The sequence below is a fragment of the Pseudoalteromonas sp. QJM3NY_12 genome, assembly GCF_056173165.1.
Window position 1 is genome coordinate 462,637 of sequence record NZ_JBWBUF010000002.1, and the last position, 18,655, is coordinate 481,291.

The window sequence follows — 18,655 nt, forward strand, 5'->3', positions numbered from 1 at the left end:
AAGATTGTCATATCTCTAAGAACAGCTTATCAATTAAACTACTTAGCTGTGGATTAACTTGCTCTTTTAACGCAAAAATAAAGTCCATTGAAGTAGCAGGCATATTAGGGTGAGAATGATTTTCCCATACTAAGTTAAGTGCCTTAATTATCGCTTCATCGCCTATTTCTTTCCTTAATTTTGCAAATGCGATAGTGGCTTTTGAGTATTGATCGTAGTTTTTTGTTGAATCAATTAACGCCATTTGAGGGGTAATATCCATACGAGATGCTTGCTTGTAACGTTTTGTCTCATACTCAACTAATGCATTCACAGCGGCTTTACCGTAGCGTTTTTCTATCACCACTAATTCGATATATTTTGCCATCGATTCAATTAAAAACGCTCTGTCAGCAGGCACGCTATTGCCTATATCATGGCCAAACCATTGATGAGCGGTTTCATGCACTGCACGGCGATAACGCTGATCAAAACCGGCATCATTGCTTGGTCGAGCCCTAAAACCGACGGTATCTTCAATTAATATAATTTGTGGCAAGGCATACCCTGTGCCCCCAAAGGATGGGGCCGCAAGTATACTCAATTGCTTTGCTTTATAAGCAACAATATTATTTTTAAACCAATCAAGTGTGTCTATCATTGCATGAAAGTTAACAGCAATTGCATCTGAGCGCTCAATCAGCTGTTGTTTTTTTACAAAAACTTGCAAAGTAACGTCATCATGCTTTTTGGTTTCAGCAGTAAAAGGCACTGACAGCCAAGCAGGTAAGTTATTAATTTCAGATAATGTTTTAAACTCAAATATCTCACGATCCCGTTCACGTTGATGCGCTATTTGCTTGCCCTGCGTCACAACATGATACCCCGCTGCCGTTGATATTTTGCTCGACATCGTTATACGCTCATAGTGTTTAGGCCTTTTTTGCTGCTTATTAAATAATGTTGAAGCTAATGGCCGTGCCTTTTGTTGCAAACCATATTGAGCGCGTAACTGTGTATCGGTAAGCTCATAATTAACTTGATAGCCAATGGTTGGCAACGCAGGAACCGCACGAATATAACTAAATTCAGGCGTAATTATTTGATGCCCACTAGCAGGCCACAATGTTGTTTGATGAATATCAAATTTTGTGGTTAATTGTCGTGTTTCATGAGGCTTTAATGCAATATCAAACTCATAAACAGCTTGATTTAAGTCAGGATAAAACGCAATTTGGGTCGCACCAGCAATCTTTACATTCGTCCATTTATAAAACCCTGCCCTGCCAACTAAAATTTGCTTAATAGCCGTTGGATGAAGGTTTTCTAAGGTGTACGTTAGATCAAACTTAACAGACTGTTGATGCGGGTAAAAATCAATATTTGCATCAATATGGCTAACTTGAGGTTGCAACTTATGCTGCCAATCTACAAAGTTTTTTTCATAATTGGCTTTAAACGCTTCACGTTTATGCGAATTGGTAAGCGGTTTTTCATCAACCAAGCGTAGATGTAATTGCACAAATAAGCCAACGTAGAGCAACACTGGCATTATTAGCCATGCATCTTTTCGCACAACCGCACGCCTATCAAACCCCGCACCGCGATGACTAAATACACACGTTAGCAATATAAAACTTATACCGGCCAGCAACCACATCTGCATATAAGGCCAATAACTGCTGATACTTGCCCGGTAACCCCAAAACTCACTCGGCGGCTGCAATGGCGTCCAAGCTAGGCTCCAAAATGTGTGTGTGAGTCCTAAATAAGTCATAACGGGTGTAAATTTTAGCAACAGCATCACAAAAACGATTGCTCCTGCAATCAGTGTTGAGCGAAAAATATTAAATACACATACCGTTACCCAGCCAATTAGCATCAGGGGCAGTGACGATAAACACAAAACATATACATGGTCGTAAGCGTCATATTGGCTATCAATAAACCACTGCGCTAAAGAGGCTCCCACAAAACTCATTATTGAAAAAGTAATAACCAAAGTAGCCAATACCAATAATTGACTATATAAAATAGTGGCCGTTTTGATAGGCGTAGCAGCAATTAGCTCAGCCATATTAAAGCGCCGTGCATAGCAACTGATTTGCCAGCTCCAAAGCACCATCAGCAAACACCCAAACAGTATTTGCATATCAAAAGCATAGTGACTAATTGCATCGATACTGGTTGCATGTATTACACTCAATGGCTCAGCATAAGCAGCAGAAGAGGCTACGCTATTAAACACCATGACTGGCCAAGCTAATAAAACTATCCATGTTATTGGATGCTTTAACACATTAAAAAGCGCTACTTTATAAAATGTGATAAATATCGCTAGACCATGACTTTTTGCAGCCGCAGGTCGGTACGAGGCATTTTCTACTGTAACCGATTGTAGCTTGCTCACTGCATTTTTTACTGGCTTACTAAACGAGTTAGACTGATTACTTGCAACAGCGCTAAAATAAATAAGGCTTGTGAGTAATAATATCAGCACCCGATTAACAGCTATGATCCAGCCTTGTGGTTCACTAAAGCTAGCTATAATCGCGGTGTATGCGAAAGGGTCTAACCATATAAACAGTTGATAGCTAGTTTCACTGATAATACTACTGCCCGCCAGTATAGGATTACCAGTAACACTAGCAAGCAATAAATAACCAATCCACAAAGCTGCAAATACCACATAATTCACCAAAGCACTGCTGAACTTTTGACAAAACCACAGGGCAATGACACTGAGCAAACACGCATTAGGAAACAACATAAAAAGGCTATTAACAAACAGTAAATTAATAATATGCCAGTCAAACTCTTTACTGAACAATTGCATGACAACCACCAGCATACTAATAAACGCAATCGCGAACACACACAGCACCAAAGCGCTTAAACGTAACCAAGCTCGCTTCTTAAAAGTAATAGGGGTCGCTGCCACCAGCTCATGCATATAGTGTATTTGATCACGTAAAAAAAATGTCGGTGCAAGCGCGCCTGTTAGTAAAGCTAGTTGCATCATTTGTAGGGCAACTAGGTGCAGCTTTAACTGGTTTATCGCATCGCTTCCTTCAACAGCTAACCCTGCTGACAATGTATACGCAAACAAAGGCGCTGCTAAAAAGCACAACCAAAGCAGAGGCTGACGAGTGATGTAACGCAGTTCATTGATCAATAACATGCGTGACACCCTCTTGCTTTCAATTCATAAAAATAGCTATCTTGCAGTGTCGCTTCTGCGGGTTTCGCACTTTCAGCAGGGGTCGTTGTAGCATAAACACGAAATGAAGGTTTGCCGTACCGATAACTTTTGCTTAGTACCAAACTCTCTTGCGGTAGTTCACTAGGCAATGTGTCTAGCAGCCATACACATCCATGCAATGGCTTGATAAGGGCGGCTACTTCACCACTTTGAATTAGCTGGCCTTGGTTAATCATTGCAACAAAGTGACACTGATTTTCTATGTCTTCTACAATGTGCGTAGATAACAGCACTAGGCGCTGTTTACTAATCGTCACCAATAAATTATTGAGACTTTCGCGCTCAGCAGGGTCAAGCCCTGCGGTTGGTTCATCTAAAATAATCAGTTGAGGAGAACCTAACAACGCTTGAGCAATACCAAAACGTTGTTTCATCCCACCCGAAAAGTGGCTCACATTTTTATTCGCAAACGAAGATAAATTTAATAGTGCCAAAAGCTCCTCTATTTGCTGCTTTCGATCTTTTTTATTGAGTCCCTTTAACGTTGCAATATGTTCTAACAATGCAATACAACTCATATTTGGATAGACGCCAAATTGTTGCGGTAAATAGCCCAGCTGTTTGCGCATCTGTTCGGGGTGTTGCAGCACATTTAAGCCATCAAAATTTACCTGACCATTATCCACACTTTGCAAACACGCTAGGGTGCGCATTAAACTTGATTTACCCGCCCCATTTGGTCCAAGTAAACCAACCATGCCAGCAGGCAAATGAACCGACACATCATTTAAAGCGTGCGTGCCATCTGGGTATTTTTTATTTATATTTGTAAGTGTCAGCATCTATTGCGTTCCTTAATTGACGAATAGTCACATTAAGCAACACCTTCCAAATCAGCTAGCAAGTAATGATCAAAGCCTATAACTAAGGGATAAGAGTAACGATTGGCTGCTCATCATTAAAAACCTTACTTTCATCATTATTTGTGGTTTTTTAGCAACGTAAAGATGTGTTAATAATGTTTAAAGGGTAAAGTAGTGTGAAGTTAAAATTATATTAAGGTGAAATGTGCAGACGGTTATTTCCTTTTTATCACAACGGATTAAGGTAAAATATGTCATTGCCTTATTGCCGTTATTGGCTGCCATTTTACTTGAAGCCCATATTCGCTTTCTATCGTTAAGGCTCAGCTCAACACCGCTTTACTTACAAATAAACCTGCAACTTCTTTTAGTATGCCTGCCTTTTTTAATCGCCCATGCAATTGCATTTCAACAGCCATTAAGACTAGCCTTAATGAGCTGGCTGTTAGGTTTTATTGCTTACCCTATCTTGATATACGCGCTCGGTGTGCTGCTTCCACAATTTGCTCAATGGCACTATTTAGCACCGCAAGGCTGGGCCTTATGTACGGCAGCAAGCCTAACATGGCTGATATCTCAACGTGTTGTCACTCAGCCTTCACTCAATAGCAAACGGCTAAGTTCATTAATATCATTGGATAATGTAGTGTTACTCACTCTTTTGGGCTGGTGTTTTCTAATGGCTGGGGTACTCAATACACATGAAGACCCACTATTAAATCAACCATTTAATTTAATTTTTGATCCAAGTAAAGTCGTCTCGCAGTTTGGTCAATTTATCACTTATTTTTGGCAACTAGGCGTTTATACTGCAATTGTTTACGGGTTATATTTATTTAACCGATACTTCCTCATTCGCCACTTGCTTGCTGTTCACGGCGTATTTTTGTTTGTAGCCGTTTGCGTTATTGTAATGCTGGTATTAACACCTTTGTTGATAGCTGCCGTTCTATCGTTACCCATTAATGACTTACCCCACGGCGTTGCTAACCTCACACCAAGTGGCGATCAAAATATTTTTAGTAAGTTTAATTATCAGTTTATGCTGCTTTTTCTTGTTATAAGTACCCCTATTATTTTGGCGTTTGAGCGTCAACAGCAACACAGCAAGTTAAATGAAGTCGCTAAACAGCAAACTCAAACCGAACTAAAATTACTCCAACAACAAGTTAACCCTCATTTTTTATTTAATACATTAAATAATTTATATGCACTTACGCTGACAAAATCAGAACAAGCCCCTCAATTAGTACTACATTTAGCAGACTTACTACGCTACACAGTGTATGAAGGGCAAAAGTCATCCGTGCCACTGGCAAAAGAGCTAGACTACCTTAAGAATTTTATTGAATTACAAAAAATAAGAAGTGCGAATAAGTGTAAGTTTAACCTTGTTTGGCCGCACAATTGTGACGACCTCAAAATCACACCGCTGCTGTTGATTATTATTGTTGAAAATGCCATAAAACATGGGGTTGAGCCCGCGAGCGACAAAACACACGTATCAATTAAAATAACAATCAATGACAATGTTTTAACGCTTTATTGCACCAACCCAATACCCGCTCGAGTAGTAAAAAAAGAACATGGGATGGGGCTCGCTAATTTACAAAAACGACTGCAACTTTTATACCCTAATAAACATTCACTAATAACCCATAAGCAAGATGCAATGTGGCAAACAACACTGACCTTGGAGCTGTAAAAATGATAAGAGCCATTATTGTTGATGACGAGCCATTAGCGCACCAAGTCCTACTGCATCATTTAACTGCACACTCCAATATAAATGTAGTAGGTCAATACTATAGCGCTAAAGATGCCTTATGTGTGCTTGCCAAGCCGGGCATTGATTTAGTGTTTCTCGACATTAATATGCCAGAGTTAACAGGCCTTGAGCTATTAAAAGCACTTGCTAACCCGCCGCAAGTAATTATCAATAGTGCCTATCAAGAGTATGCTTTAGCTGGCTTTGATTTAAATGTTACAGACTACTTGCTCAAACCCGTTTCAGCGCCAAGGCTAAAGCAAGCTCTCAACAAAGTGTGTCAACGTGCGGCACAGCCTTTAGACCAACAGCCCCAATGTATAACGCTTAAAGTAGACCGAGAAAAACGAAAATTCGCGTTAGACACCATTGAATATATTGAAGCTTACGGTAATTATGTAAAGTTGCATCAAGCGCAGAGTACCACGCTTGCCACAGCTACACTTAAGCAACTGAGTGAACAGCTAGCAGATACATTTATACAAATTCATAAATCGTATTTAATTAATAAAAACAAAGTGACTGCGGTTAATCATGAGAATGTTGAACTAACCACTGGGGCTATTGTTAAAATTGGCAAATCATATAAAGAACTCTCTCGCACACTACTTTAAACTAAGGGTAGTAACTGCTTTGCAAGGCGCTTATGTTCTTCAGATGGCCAATGAACCCCCTCACTTTCACAAGCAGCAAGAAGTGAAAAGCCATCGATAAACACACATGCCTGGCGTTCAGAGACAGCTTTAAATTCAATAGATAATTGTTCAGCTTTTATACCTGCACCTGCGTAAATACTTTTATAACTTCCCACTTCATGAACCTTGGGCGGGCTCAATATGATTATTTTTGGCTGTGCGTTACCGTGATAAAACGCTTTAATGGCTAAAATCAACTCCTCAAGCGCTTTGCTAATATCGATAGCAGACAGTGCAAAACGGGCTTTTAAATCATTGGTGCCAAGCGCAATGATAATGACATCCAACAGCTGCGCCTCAAGGTAAGGTTTTAAATACTTTACGCCTGATTTATCGCCGCTAAATGGCGGGTTATTCACTAAGGTACGGTTAGGCTGCCCAGCTTCAATAACGAGGTGCCCTGTACCTAACAGCTCTGCCAATATGCCCGGCCAGCGTTCATGCGCAGGCAGCCGCTTTCCATCAACGGGTGATGTACCAAAGGTATTGGAATCACCAAAACACAGAATATTCATTAAAACGGATTCAATGTATAGCCTTGTTGCTGTAACTGGGCGTGGGCTGTCATCGCTGAAAGCGCCATTTTCACCCCAGGTATAAGCTGATCTGCTGCTACCTTCATATGCATTGCCGACTGCCCGCATACATATACCTGTGTGTTATTAGCAAGCAGCTGTTTAATTAAAGATTCGGTTTTGTTATCTTTTTCAAACCGAGCTTTATAAACGCTGTTTTCTAGCACATCAACACTGGCGCCACCGTGTACCACTAATGCAAGCTGAATATTTTCTGGTTTTACGCCGTGAGCCACATGCATATTAATAAAGCGCGCTAAAGAATTAATATGATTATTTTGCGCGCCCTTTTCAGCGCCCTCACCTACATCAAAGACAATTTTAAACTGCGCTTGGCTCAAATCAGATTTATGCTCGGGTACGTTATAAAAAAAACCATAGTCTTTAATCACAGGCGCAGGCTCTGCTGCCAAATTACCAAAGCTAGTTAAAAGAAGGCTAAAACCAGTAAGTAACGTTTTCATACATCATCCTGTTTACTTTTTGTTTAGCCTAACGCTATTTAACCTGATTAACTAGCCTGAACATGTGAATGTGCTTTAAAAGTCATCCCTAAATAATTGAATGTATGTTTAAACATATCCAAAAATGCATCAGGTGCAGAAGGTGATGCTGCATTAGACAAAATAGAAAACTGTTTTTGGCGTAAGGTTCTTAGCTTAGGTTTTAGCATTTCATCATCCATGTAATCAGTAATTCTATCCATAAACGCTTTCATTTGTGGCGTGGTGTTATACCAGTACACAGGCGATGCGAACACCCAATGTTCGTAACGAAGTAACACTTCAAACAAATTATAAAAATCATCATTGTGATACTGCTTATCGTAGCGATAAGGTGAAATAACATAATCATCTAAGCAAAAAACAATGCCGCTTTGTTGCTTACTATAGGCATTAACTTGCGCGGTAGTATTGCCATTTTTACGTCCACTTGAATATATGATTGCGATATTGTGTGCTGATTTTTCTTGCATTGGGTTAGCTCCTTTTCTTATGATGGAGCAAAGCTTAAAACCTCAAGTTAAGTTCAGGTCAATAAGAAATAATTTAATTTTTAAAAGGAATTAAAGTGATGGCGGTACAAAAAAAGCTTACTGAAGCCAACTTAACGGTTGGGTTTGTCGCTAAACGCAGTGGCGTTAAGGTATCTACACTGCACTTTTACGAAAATAAAGGGCTAATACGCAGTTGGCGAAACAGTGGCAATCAACGACGCTTTAAACCAGATGTACTAAGGCGAGTAGCAGTTATAAAAGCAGCACAAGCGATGGGGATCACGCTCGAAGAAATTAAACAAACTCTGGCAACGTTACCAGAGCAGCGTACGCCAACACAAAAAGACTGGTCTGCACTTTCAAAACAATGGCAAAAGAAACTTGATGAGCGTATTGCTTATATGCAACGTTTACGTGAACGGGTTGATGGCTGTATAGGCTGTGGGTGTTTATCAATGAGTAAGTGCCCTATTTATAACAAAGACGACCACTTAGGTGAAACCCAAAGTGGTGCCATTCTGTTAGAGCGAGATTAAGGCTTATAAAACCTTAATCTAGACCATTTAAGCCTTCTCGTGCTGCGCGATATAACGCCCCTAGAGTTGAGTCAAATACCGATTTTATAAAACTGTAAGTCAGCTCTACAGCTTTGCTAATAACTTTGCCAGCAAACACTAGCATGTGCCCGAGTAAACCTAAGGTTTGCGTTGCAAATGAGGCTGACGCTTTGGCTATTTTATCAAGCGTTCGCGCCAGCATATCGTAAAAAGTTAAACCTGTACCTATGGCTGCTTGCGCCGCAACAGCACTGTAGTAGCCCGAATCTTTTAATAAGGTAACTAACGCAGCGCCAAGTTTATCTGCCCAATGCGAACTAAATGAAGCTTGATTTCTGTCTTCAAACTTCAAACGTACCGGCGTGCTTAAAAAGTGGTTTGCTTTTACAGTTAAATTACCCCAATCATTACTGTTTGCAGTATTAACATAGCCTGGCGTACCACTTAACTTGTGTGCTGCGCCTTTAAGGCCCTGACCATTATCAAGACGAATTTCTTGGCCATTGTAGGGCGCATGTGAAAATGGCCACAAAGGCACTTTTGTAACTGGATCAGCGCCGTGTGTACAGCGGTATATTTTATCAATACGAGAGGTGGCAGCGCGTGAAAAGTTATCAAGCCCCACTCTTGGTGAGCCGAACGTATATAATTTAACCGGCAACGAATACTCTGCTTTTATCCAATCGGCTGAAAGCGTAGCCAATGCACCACCTAAACTATGACCAACAATGTGCACACAGCCGGTCATTTTATCTCTTATATTTGCAGCAACGAACTCTTGTAGTGCAGGTTTCATACTATAAAAGGTTTTATTAAACCCAGCATGTACCATACTGCCGTTAGAGCCACCGCTTAAACCAAAGTGCGCATCTGTTAGGCCATCTCTAAGAGAAGCCGTCCCACGAATAGTGATTACTGAATCACCTTGAAATGAATTTTTACCGTGTGCAACAAGGCCAAACCCAGTACTTAAACCAAATAAATGAGAGAAAAACCCGCCTGACACACCTTGTATGGACCTATTATTGATAGAAAAATCAAACTGATCTCGTAAGGATGCATGCAATAGCCCATTTAATAGTTTTGTATTTTTTAATTCTTTAGCATCATAAGCAAGTGATGCTAATTGGACTGCCTGAGTAGGTGTTAACGTATTCATTTTAAATCCTTTTATTGGCTTTAAACGTTAGAGCTTACAGGTGGTAAAAACTGCAAATGTATGCTGTTTATCATTTTTAGCAGCTATATCAAATGTTTCTGGCTCATTTGCGATATCACAAACCAAATTACTTAAGTATTCGGTTAGCGTATCTTTATGCTCGTAAGGAAATAGCCTAACTGCCCAAATAGTAACTTCCTTTGCATTCTCATCTAATGTGTATATGTGTTGTATAACAGATTCGTTGTCGAACATGTTTGATGGCTTTGATGTTTTGATAACTTTTTTAGGGAAAGAAAAACGACCATCACTACTTGTTGTTACTTCATCAATATATTCATCGCCATAATTTAGTCTACGAAATACCTTTTTACCAGCAACAGGTTGCTCTTCAAAAAGCAAACGCCCTTCAACTGGAGCTGATAACACAAAATCTTCCTTACTAAAAAAACCAAACATATTTGCAAAAACCTGTGTTGTAGTAAATAAAATTAGAATAGCCACAACTACAATGAGTAATGGCAACTTAAACCGCTCCATCAAAAATATAATCTCCAATAAATCAAATGCATGCACCATATATCGTAAAGAAGTGCTCTGGCGCTTCTTCTATAGGTATGTCGTATGTTTGTGGGTCTTTGGCAATATCACACTCTAAGTCAGCGAGTAAGCTTTTTAGGGTATCACTCCCATCGTGCATAGACACGGTTATGTACCAAAGAACAACGCCCTCAGGCGTACCATTTTCTAAATAAACATGTTGAACCAGTGATTCATTATCAAACATGTTTGCAGGCTTACTCGTTTTTATAGATTTTTCTGTGAAGGTAAAAAACCATTATGATCGGTTATTGCTTCATCTTTATATTCATCACCATAAGTAAGCGCACGTACAACCTTAGTATTTGCAACAGGCTGCCCTTTATCTAATAATTGCCCTTTTACCGGAGCCGATAAAACAAAATCCTGTTTATTAAAAAAACCAAATATATCTGCACAAGCCTGTGTTGTAGTAAAAATAATAGTAATAGATACAACTACTAAAAAGTAAGCTTTAAAACGCGATAACAAAATATACAAGCTCCAAACTATTAAACTCAAAATACACGTGTCGTATTGCTATTTAATGACGTTTTAAACTCTTAACTATCAGCGTTAATGAAATTGCCATTTCAACTAAAATTTATTCTAATTGGGTACAAAGCGCACTGCAAGCATTTAGAGCAAAAAACAAGCAATAAATCATTCCCTAAAAAAACAATTCATAAACCAGCTTACATATAATGCTAAACCCAAGTCCCATCATTAATATATAGCCATATAAAATAGCAATAGCGCCACCCGATGCATCCCCTATTTTGTCTATTTCAATACATGTAGAGCACACTATAAAAAAGATAAAAAAATTAGCAATTAAGCCTAATATATAAGCTTCGCCAAATAGTGGGGAAATACCGACTAATATAGCGCTTAGCATAATAAGGATACCTGAAAGCGCCTCATTCAAAGAGAACTTGTACTCAATAATTTTGAGCACTAAGGTCACGACCATTAATGCTAAAAAATAAACCGTAGGTTTAAACTGGCTATACAAATAATCCACACTAAACATTTGGCTAATCGTCAATGAGGGCTCTTTAACTGGGCTTAAACCTTCTGTTATCGCGCTTGAAGCGTCATCGGTAAAAAAATACGCAGCCGCAACAATAATTAACTTTATCATTCCAAAAAAGATAAAACTGGCGACCATAAACCCTATTGAATCGTCTCTGGTCAATCGCTTGCTTGCTTTGCTTTCTACAATTTTAGCTAGCAATACACCCAATAAGCACACACTACCTAAATAAAGCAGCGCGACCCAAAACTGATCAAGATAAAAAACCGATAAGCCAGGGGCAATAAATAAAAACATTGAATCTTCATTATCTAACGAGCTTTTGGGCTTAACACTGTATTTTGACTGTTTAAAAAGTGCTAAATAAACAAATAATGGCTGTAAAAACAGCATTAAAATGCAGGTGTTTATAAGAGTCATTTATCATCCTTGATTACAGCCAACACACTGCGCCGAGAGTATTGGCAATTACGAAACTAATTAAAGGTTTATTTTTTGCAGGTAGGTTTTAAGCTTTAATAAGCCCGACTCAAGCTCAAACTTTTGTATTTTAGGGTTTTTAAACTTAAACCCGTTTGAAATATGAGTATTGATCATCGTCGCCATGCCTTCAAAACCCGCAGGCGCAGTTGCGACTAAATCGCTCAATAATGGTTGAATAAGCTCTTGATGCTCTTCAATTTTGGTTGGATCCTCGTAAATATCGTATACAAGGTTGGTTAGTGTTTGTTGGTGTTGTTGTTCCATAATAATTCTTTAACGCCTTAATTTGGCGTTTATAGCTCCTTTTTGGATTTGATATTTAATTGTTCATTGCTGCTACGGCATTTTCTTTTAATGTTTTAGCTAAAGTATCAGAGCCATCGTCTAGCTTTTGATCTATCACATATTGCGCATTAATAATAACATTTGGCCAATCTTCAAGCTTAGTATAGATTTTTGCTAAATCGTAATGAATCGACCTTAACAGGATTGGATAGGGCTCTTCTGCCTGAGTTAAAAAAAGCTCATATAAACGTGCGGCTTCCTTTAAATCTTCCTCAACAAACAAACCACCATCATAAAGCCATGCAAGTCTGCGAATAGCCAAATTTTCATTTTTCAGCACACGGCGCTTTAACTCATTAACATAACGGGAGCCGTCCCCAGTATGATGGCCAATAAAAAGTAATGCTTCATACTCACCCATGTCGTAAGCTTTTTCGCACCACTTCTCAAGCTGTCTAGGCGCGTACATTAAGCTTTTTTGACATTGAAGCATCACTGTACTTTTAGACAAGTCAGGATTGTTGATATCAAGATCTGGCCATAAAGTCTTTGATAAAGACTTAGCCTGAACTTGAGCAGTGATTGTGCTAAGAACAAACAAAGCTATAAATATTCTTTTTACCATTTGAGAGTTCCATCAGAATTGACTCTTTGTTCAGGAATATGAACTTGAAATGTTTTAACTAAATGTTTAGAAGGGAAACCTTCACGATAAAAATATTGCTGCTTGAGAGTTTTTATTTCAGTTGAATCGCCTTCACAACGCCTTTGAGATAGACAAGCAATACCCCCTATAAAATCTATAAATCTAATGCTATTGATTCCCCTAATTGGCATTAGGGTATCTAAACCAGGCTCGTAGTTTGAAGCCTGTACAGCATGCCATCGATGCATAAAAGCAACGATACGATTTGCCTTCGATTGATTTAAAACACCCGCTATATTATCAGCCCATATTTTATTACGACGCGTGTGCGTGCTCAAACAGTCCCCTCCAACATATTGATCATAAGAGCACTCCTTATCCATAACCTCCATCATTTCTTGCGAAATATCTAAGGCAATAATTTTTAAGCCAATATCTCTAGCAGCTTTTACTAACTCACCATAAGCTTTAGGAACTAAATAACCCCAAGCCCAGTTTTCATCGAAGTATTGTTGAATTTCTCTAAAGCCTTTACCCGTACGTTGGTAAAACTCAATTTTTTCTTGCATAGATCGTGGCAACATCTCCATCGCAAAATGAGTAAACCCTGCTCCTTTAAGCTGCTTTAGGGCTTTAATAGCTTCATATTTATAGCCAGCGGTATTATGGCTCGATTCGCCAAGCATCACTAAACGCGCATTGCCCGCCATTGTTCTGTAATTTACATCCGTGTTTATTTTATTCATTACCTATCCTTGTTCTTTATTTAAATTTTCAAAACACCATTTATAAAACTCAATAGCGTTATTATTTTCAGAGCTGTAAGGAGGAACTGCATATTCATAGCTCATTGCAAATAAAAGCTAAAAATAGAGCATCGTATTTCAATAACCTTGCACATAGAAAAGAGCCTTGACTAACTTTAAAGTTTAAAAGGCAAAACATAATTCCAACGGAAAACAAAATACCCAACAGACACTCAGGACTTGTATCAAAGTACTGTGTTAACAATGTCATGCCTGAATAAACAGTTCCTATAAGTAAGATAACCGTTACTAATAAGAACCTACGTAAAAGCTTCCATGGGGGAAATAATAAAAACACCTCTTCGTTTTTAAACACTAAAAACTTCCCAACACAAGCATAAAAGTATAAATATTAATACAGGGGCTACTTTAAAAAGCAGTTGAGGAAAATAGCTTGCTTGACCCCATGTAACAAAATACCTATCCTCTTTTGGTAATTCTGACACGACTCGCAGGTAAACAATCATATATGTTATTGAGCCAATCAGCCAAAGTGCTACACCACCTAATTGAGATAATGCAACAGAATATAGCGAAGCGGGAAATGGCAATAAAAACGAGATTACATATACAAGTGCATAAAATTCCAATTTATTTTTTTGCTTATCACTAAAAAACAAATCATTCCCTCTATATTAGCTCGCTTAGATAAGCGCATCGACTTACATATTTCATTACAACTTTAATCTTATAGTTATCTCTGCGTGTTGAGTGTGGTTACTCAAAACTGCGTAAACACATACATCAATACAAAACACCTTTCGAGCTTAAGCAACTTATCTTCAACTCAGCCTCTGCGATAATTGAGGTTGACCTGTAGAAAGCTCATCACCATACAAAATGCACGCCGAACGAAACGCTATATAAAGTGGTAGTACTTTGTTTACTAAACTGCAAAATCAGAATGGGTGTCTAGTCTATTCATTCAATGATTTATTCTTAATCAAAATTTCTTTTTTAGCTAACTCTATCAAATCAACAGCTCGTTCTTTATCATAAGCTAAAGGGCTGTGGTCAATAACATATTGTGCATGCTCATTTACTGCAAGCCAATTCTGCTGCGATTCATATAAGTTTGCTAACTTAAAGTGCGCAGCCGCAACTAACGAATTTGGCAATTCTGCATCTAATGCTAAAAATTCTTTGTAAAGGGAAATAGCATAATTAATATCTTGCTCCACAAACATACCACTGCCATATAACCAAGCTAAAGTTGAATAAGCTTTTGGCTCTTTTGCCGCAACCCGCTTTTTGGCCTCCTTTAATAATCGAGTTCCATCTCCATTATGAAGGCTTAGTGTAACCAGTGCCTTCCAGTATCCCATTTCATAAGCTTTTTCACACCACTCTTCGAGATACTCAGGCGCGTTAATTAAGCTTTTATGGCACTGCTCTGCGGCAGCTGATACAGTTAAATCAGGAGCGTTTATATCTATTGAATTATCCCATCGAGGCCCTGCGGCATTAATGGAAGGCGCTATAAGAATCAATATTAATAAAATTTTAGCCATATTATCATTTCCTTAAAATGGCTTTTTCAGGAATATGAACTGTGTAAGAAGGTAAAGACGAAGGTATATACGTTCCTTTCCTATAAAAATAAGTTTCCCTTAATGGTTTATCGACATCACCCTCCCCCTTACAAACACCATTGTCAATACAGGTAGATCCACCGATGTACTCTATGATACTGATACGACTAACTTTTGAATTTAACATAATAGAGTCAATTCCAATATGCTTATTGCCAGCATGAAACGCATGATACCTATGCATAAATGCAACAATTCGAGAGCCTTCTTCTAACTTTAAATTTTTATTTAAAATATCTGCCCACATATGGTTTCGTTCGATATGAGAGTCAGTACATGAACCTGTGTCTGCTTGCTCCCAATTACAAAGCCCGTCAATCTCATCCATCATTTCAATAGGCATATCTAAAGGAACAATTTTCATCCCTAGAGAATTAGCCGCTTTTACTAACTCCCCATATCCTGTGCTTGAAGCATTAGTCCAATTCCATTTTGATTTGAAGTGCTGCTTGATTACGTCAAACCCCTTACCAGTCCGCTGATAAAAATCTATTTTGTCTTTTATTCTTGTAGGTAGCATTTCCATTGCAAAATGAGTGAAACCAGCAGCCTTAAGCTGTTTTAAGGCCTTTATAGCCTCATATTTATAAGATACTGGGTTATGGCTCGACTCGGCAATAATAACTAAACGCGCATTGCCGGCCATTGTTCTGTAATTTACATCCGTGTTTATTTTATTCATTACCTATCCTTGTTTTTTATTTATGTGATTACAGCTACTTTCGAAGTGAGTAAAAACAATAACTAGAGGTTTTTAAATTTCAACAAATTGAAATAGGTTTCTTTCAATTCTTTATAGCTAATCTTATTTATTATTTAAGTGGCTCAGAAGTTATCTGAGCCTTTAAAGCAATGTTAGTATCCAATACCCATGTAAGGAGATACTTTTACAGCTGCAATCACTACCTGATTTAGTTTTTCTAACATCCAATACAAAATTCGCTTAGCTTGCGCGTATGTATAATCAACAGCTATCACGCCAGGCTTCCCAACAAAGTTAAGAATATGCCCTAATAACCCCTGACAATCTTCAGCATATTTAGATGACATTTTAGATATTTCAACGAGGCTACGAGCTAAAGCATCATAAATAGTTAGCGTTCCAGCAACCACACCTTGAGCAAGAATACTGGTGATTTTGCCACTTTCTCTTAGTAACGTTAGTAAAGCGCTCGTTATTTTTTCAGCCCAATGAGCATTAAAAGAAGCATGGTGGCGATTGTTGTATTTTAGACGTGTCATCGTTAAGTTAGATAAAGAGCCCTTTTCCATGCTCTTATAATCATGATAACGTGATGCGGTATTGATATACCCAGGCGCATTTCCCGCCATTTTATGTGCAGCACCTGTAAGTGATACGCATGTGCTTATTCTGTACTCATTCCCTGCATGAACAAATGGCCAAACAGGAACCATAGGTACAGGGTCACTTCGGTGTACTGCCCTATAAATTCCATTTAGGCTGGTTTCACTTTGAATAGCAAAAGGGTTATGACCAACTCTTGGAGAACCAAAAGTGTATAATTTTACAGGCACTTTATATTGCGCTTTAATCCAATTTGCTGCTAGCGTTGCTAATGCCCCACCAAGACTATGGCCAACACAATGAACGGGGCGACCACCTACCTTACTCAATATAGCTTTTAACTGAGGTTTGATAGACTCAAAAGTACGGTTAAACCCAGCATGAACTGCTTTATAATTTGGCCCAACAGTTAAACCACAATGTAAATCCGTCAAAGTATCAGCAATGCCTGCTGTACCACGAAAAGTTAGTACAACTTCACCTTTATGAGCGCCTTCTTTAGAACCAATTCCAAAAAAACCAAAACCCGTTGCATGATTTAGCACGTGTTCAGCCACAGTACCTGAAATTCCAGTAAAAGCAGATTTTTTTGAATCAAACACAAAGTGCTTACTTATTATTCTACTCGGCTCTATATTTGATGAGCTCTTTGATACCGCTGCAATACTGTCATATGCGAATTCAGCTAATTGTGCCGCTACACTTGGCGATAAAATATTCATGTAAATTCCTTTTCTATTTAAAAATCTTTAAAGTAATCTTCGCTATCTTCTATCTCATAAATTTCAAAATCATGTTCCCATCTACAAATACTTGAACCATCAAACTCCAAATTTGGATTTTCATGATTAGGAAAAACAAAGTTTACTTCTGTAGAATCTAAATCAGCATTTAAACTGCTCAGCTTTTGTTTGTATTCACTAGGCTCACTTATTCCGCTTAGCTTTGAACCCCAAAGTTTGTATTTTTTATCAGCATATACAGCAGTAATAGTTTGATAAGTAACCTCATGCGAGAACATATCACCGGGTATTTTTGATTCAATAACGACTTCAGGTAAATAAAATGAACCATCAGGAGCTGTTATTACCTGATCTTCTTTTTCAACTTTGTGTGCAAATTCCAGACTGCGATTAATTAAAACACCTTCAACTGGATTACCGTTTAAAGTAATAACCCCTTTAACTTCAGAGCACATGTGTACACTGTATTTTTTTATTAAACCAAACATAGTGGTTTGGGCCTCCTTACCTATATTTCTAATTATTTAAAATAAGTACCATTAATTAAAAAGCGAGGAAGTGAATCACTTTCAACCGTTACCTCATTACCCATATCGTGCCACATGCACGCCATGCCGAGTAATTGCAGGGGTAAGAACGAATCTACAGGGGCATGATCTGGACCTGCCTCATAAATGTGATAGCGCTCTTGCGCTTGTACGTTTTTGGCAAGTGCTTCATTAAAATCACAACCAACATCAAAAGTTGCTGGTGATAAAGCAGCTAGCGTTTCTAGGTATCCGAAAGCAATATATATCGCCCAGTCATCATTTTGCTTAACAGCCATTCCCATACACTCGTCAAGCAATTTTGGGTAATCGGCTTGATGATGGTGGTAAGCTTGAAAAACTTCAACGAGCTTATAAGAAACGGGGCCTGCTTGTGTCGCACTTTGTTTCATAGTTTCTATAGGGAAATTTGCCAAGCTATCCATACTTTCAGTATCGCGAGTAATCACCGCTAAAAAATAGGCATCAATCCATTCTGATGGAGCTGCATAACCGTTTTCTAACATACCTTTACCATTCCACGTTACTTCAGGTAAATTATATATTTTAAAGGTTTGCTCTTGCTCTGGCTGCTCTGCAAGCTTTAAGAACGCGGCGTACATTTTTGATGCATATCGTAACGCTGTTGCTGACTCTTTTTCTATCTCGGGAGTTTGAACTTCCCAAGTCAACCAGCGAGCTAGGTTAACCATATCCTCTGATATCATTAATAAATTGTCTCTTTTAATTTCAATGTCTTCTGCAATTTCTTCATAAGCTTGTTTTAATCGCTTTAAACGTCTTTTAAGAGATATTTTTTCAAATTTTGGAATGTAATTGCGATTTATAATCATATA

The 18,655-nt window shown here is 38.4% G+C and carries 22 protein-coding genes and 1 pseudogene; 3 read left to right on the plus strand and 20 right to left on the minus strand.

Translation table 11 applies throughout. The features are described 5' to 3' along the window. Positions 1 to 7: 7 nt before the first annotated feature. Together AC0VZ5_RS17855 and AC0VZ5_RS17860 are read right to left on the minus strand one after the other, a co-directional pair. Positions 8 to 3,160, minus strand: a complete 3,153-nt coding sequence (locus AC0VZ5_RS17855; protein WP_475474785.1) for a M1 family aminopeptidase — start codon at positions 3,158 to 3,160, stop codon at positions 8 to 10. Then, the gene (locus tag AC0VZ5_RS17860; RefSeq protein ID WP_475474786.1) at positions 3,151 to 4,023 is read right to left on the minus strand and encodes an ABC transporter ATP-binding protein; all 873 of its coding nucleotides are present in this window, start codon (positions 4,021 to 4,023) and stop codon (positions 3,151 to 3,153) included. Before AC0VZ5_RS17860 ends, AC0VZ5_RS17855 begins: the two co-directional genes overlap by 10 nt. A 226-nt stretch (positions 4,024 to 4,249) precedes the next feature. On the opposite strand from AC0VZ5_RS17860, the gene AC0VZ5_RS17865 reads away from it, so the two are divergent. Beyond that, complete coding sequence (locus tag AC0VZ5_RS17865) at positions 4,250 to 5,749, plus strand: sensor histidine kinase (RefSeq protein ID WP_475474787.1); 1,500 nt, start codon at positions 4,250 to 4,252, stop codon at positions 5,747 to 5,749. Between the two features lie 2 nt (positions 5,750 to 5,751). Beyond that, the gene (locus tag AC0VZ5_RS17870) at positions 5,752 to 6,426 is read left to right on the plus strand and encodes a LytR/AlgR family response regulator transcription factor (RefSeq protein ID WP_138764905.1); all 675 of its coding nucleotides are present in this window, start codon (positions 5,752 to 5,754) and stop codon (positions 6,424 to 6,426) included. On the opposite strand, the gene AC0VZ5_RS17875 is transcribed toward AC0VZ5_RS17870, so the two are convergent. The 3 genes from AC0VZ5_RS17875 to AC0VZ5_RS17885 are packed head-to-tail and all read right to left on the minus strand — an operon-like array spanning position 6,423 to position 8,058. After that, positions 6,423 to 7,022: an SGNH/GDSL hydrolase family protein gene (locus AC0VZ5_RS17875; RefSeq protein ID WP_475474788.1), complete on the minus strand. Its 600-nt coding sequence runs from the start codon at positions 7,020 to 7,022 to the stop codon at positions 6,423 to 6,425. The genes AC0VZ5_RS17870 and AC0VZ5_RS17875 overlap by 4 nt on opposite strands. Then, entirely contained in the window at positions 7,022 to 7,546 is a 525-nt protein-coding gene (locus tag AC0VZ5_RS17880; protein WP_475474789.1) for a DsrE family protein, read from the minus strand. The genes AC0VZ5_RS17875 and AC0VZ5_RS17880 overlap by 1 nt, the downstream gene beginning before the upstream one ends. Before the next feature lie 47 nt (positions 7,547 to 7,593). Next, a complete protein-coding gene (locus tag AC0VZ5_RS17885) occupies positions 7,594 to 8,058 on the minus strand; it encodes a flavodoxin family protein (protein ID WP_475474790.1) in 465 nt (154 codons plus the stop codon). A 98-nt stretch (positions 8,059 to 8,156) separates the two neighbouring features. On the opposite strand from AC0VZ5_RS17885, the gene soxR reads away from it, so the two are divergent. Next, positions 8,157 to 8,615: a redox-sensitive transcriptional activator SoxR gene (soxR, locus tag AC0VZ5_RS17890; RefSeq protein WP_010389335.1), complete on the plus strand. Its 459-nt coding sequence runs from the start codon at positions 8,157 to 8,159 to the stop codon at positions 8,613 to 8,615. 13 nt (positions 8,616 to 8,628) lie between these two features. Here soxR and AC0VZ5_RS17895 read toward each other — a convergent pair whose 3' ends face one another. From AC0VZ5_RS17895 to AC0VZ5_RS17965, 15 genes and pseudogenes are all read right to left on the minus strand, one after another. Next, positions 8,629 to 9,795 carry a lipase family protein gene (locus AC0VZ5_RS17895; protein WP_054201374.1) on the minus strand — a complete coding sequence of 389 codons (1,167 nt, stop codon included), beginning with the start codon at positions 9,793 to 9,795 and terminating at the stop codon, positions 8,629 to 8,631. 27 nt (positions 9,796 to 9,822) lie between these two features. After that, positions 9,823 to 10,320 (minus strand): DUF6795 domain-containing protein, encoded by a 498-nt coding sequence (locus AC0VZ5_RS17900; protein ID WP_475474791.1) that lies wholly within the window; start codon positions 10,318 to 10,320, stop codon positions 9,823 to 9,825. Positions 10,321 to 10,357: 37 nt separating this feature from the next. Continuing rightward, entirely contained in the window at positions 10,358 to 10,582 is a 225-nt protein-coding gene (locus tag AC0VZ5_RS17905; protein ID WP_475474792.1) for a hypothetical protein, read from the minus strand. 20 nt (positions 10,583 to 10,602) lie between these two features. After that, a complete protein-coding gene (locus AC0VZ5_RS17910; RefSeq protein WP_475474793.1) occupies positions 10,603 to 10,896 on the minus strand; it encodes a DUF6795 domain-containing protein in 294 nt (97 codons plus the stop codon). A 148-nt stretch (positions 10,897 to 11,044) separates the two neighbouring features. Next, the gene (locus AC0VZ5_RS17915; protein ID WP_475474794.1) at positions 11,045 to 11,830 is read right to left on the minus strand and encodes a hypothetical protein; all 786 of its coding nucleotides are present in this window, start codon (positions 11,828 to 11,830) and stop codon (positions 11,045 to 11,047) included. A 60-nt stretch (positions 11,831 to 11,890) separates the two neighbouring features. Then, a complete protein-coding gene (locus AC0VZ5_RS17920) occupies positions 11,891 to 12,157 on the minus strand; it encodes a hypothetical protein (RefSeq protein ID WP_010389341.1) in 267 nt (88 codons plus the stop codon). 55 nt (positions 12,158 to 12,212) lie between these two features. Beyond that, positions 12,213 to 12,803 carry a hypothetical protein gene (locus tag AC0VZ5_RS17925; protein WP_475474795.1) on the minus strand — a complete coding sequence of 197 codons (591 nt, stop codon included), beginning with the start codon at positions 12,801 to 12,803 and terminating at the stop codon, positions 12,213 to 12,215. Beyond that, positions 12,797 to 13,570, minus strand: a complete 774-nt coding sequence (locus tag AC0VZ5_RS17930) for a ChaN family lipoprotein (protein WP_475474796.1) — start codon at positions 13,568 to 13,570, stop codon at positions 12,797 to 12,799. Before AC0VZ5_RS17930 ends, AC0VZ5_RS17925 begins: the two co-directional genes overlap by 7 nt. 368 nt (positions 13,571 to 13,938) lie before the next feature. Continuing rightward, complete coding sequence (locus AC0VZ5_RS17935) at positions 13,939 to 14,250, minus strand: hypothetical protein (protein ID WP_475474797.1); 312 nt, start codon at positions 14,248 to 14,250, stop codon at positions 13,939 to 13,941. Positions 14,251 to 14,340: 90 nt separating this feature from the next. After that, positions 14,341 to 14,465: pseudogene (locus tag AC0VZ5_RS17940) on the minus strand (Mobile element protein); the annotation flags it as partial. Positions 14,466 to 14,547: 82 nt separating this feature from the next. Beyond that, positions 14,548 to 15,141 carry a hypothetical protein gene (locus AC0VZ5_RS17945; protein ID WP_138594333.1) on the minus strand — a complete coding sequence of 198 codons (594 nt, stop codon included), beginning with the start codon at positions 15,139 to 15,141 and terminating at the stop codon, positions 14,548 to 14,550. A gap of 4 nt (positions 15,142 to 15,145) precedes the next feature. Then, on the minus strand, positions 15,146 to 15,904 hold the full coding sequence (locus AC0VZ5_RS17950) for a TraB/GumN family protein (protein ID WP_475474798.1): 759 nt from the start codon (positions 15,902 to 15,904) through the stop codon (positions 15,146 to 15,148). Positions 15,905 to 16,077: 173 nt separating this feature from the next. After that, complete coding sequence (locus AC0VZ5_RS17955) at positions 16,078 to 17,250, minus strand: lipase family protein (RefSeq protein ID WP_475474799.1); 1,173 nt, start codon at positions 17,248 to 17,250, stop codon at positions 16,078 to 16,080. Between the two features lie 17 nt (positions 17,251 to 17,267). Beyond that, positions 17,268 to 17,759 carry a DUF6795 domain-containing protein gene (locus AC0VZ5_RS17960; RefSeq protein WP_024602676.1) on the minus strand — a complete coding sequence of 164 codons (492 nt, stop codon included), beginning with the start codon at positions 17,757 to 17,759 and terminating at the stop codon, positions 17,268 to 17,270. A gap of 32 nt (positions 17,760 to 17,791) precedes the next feature. Continuing rightward, positions 17,792 to 18,652, minus strand: a complete 861-nt coding sequence (locus tag AC0VZ5_RS17965; protein WP_475474800.1) for an immunity 49 family protein — start codon at positions 18,650 to 18,652, stop codon at positions 17,792 to 17,794. Positions 18,653 to 18,655 lie beyond the last annotated feature (3 nt).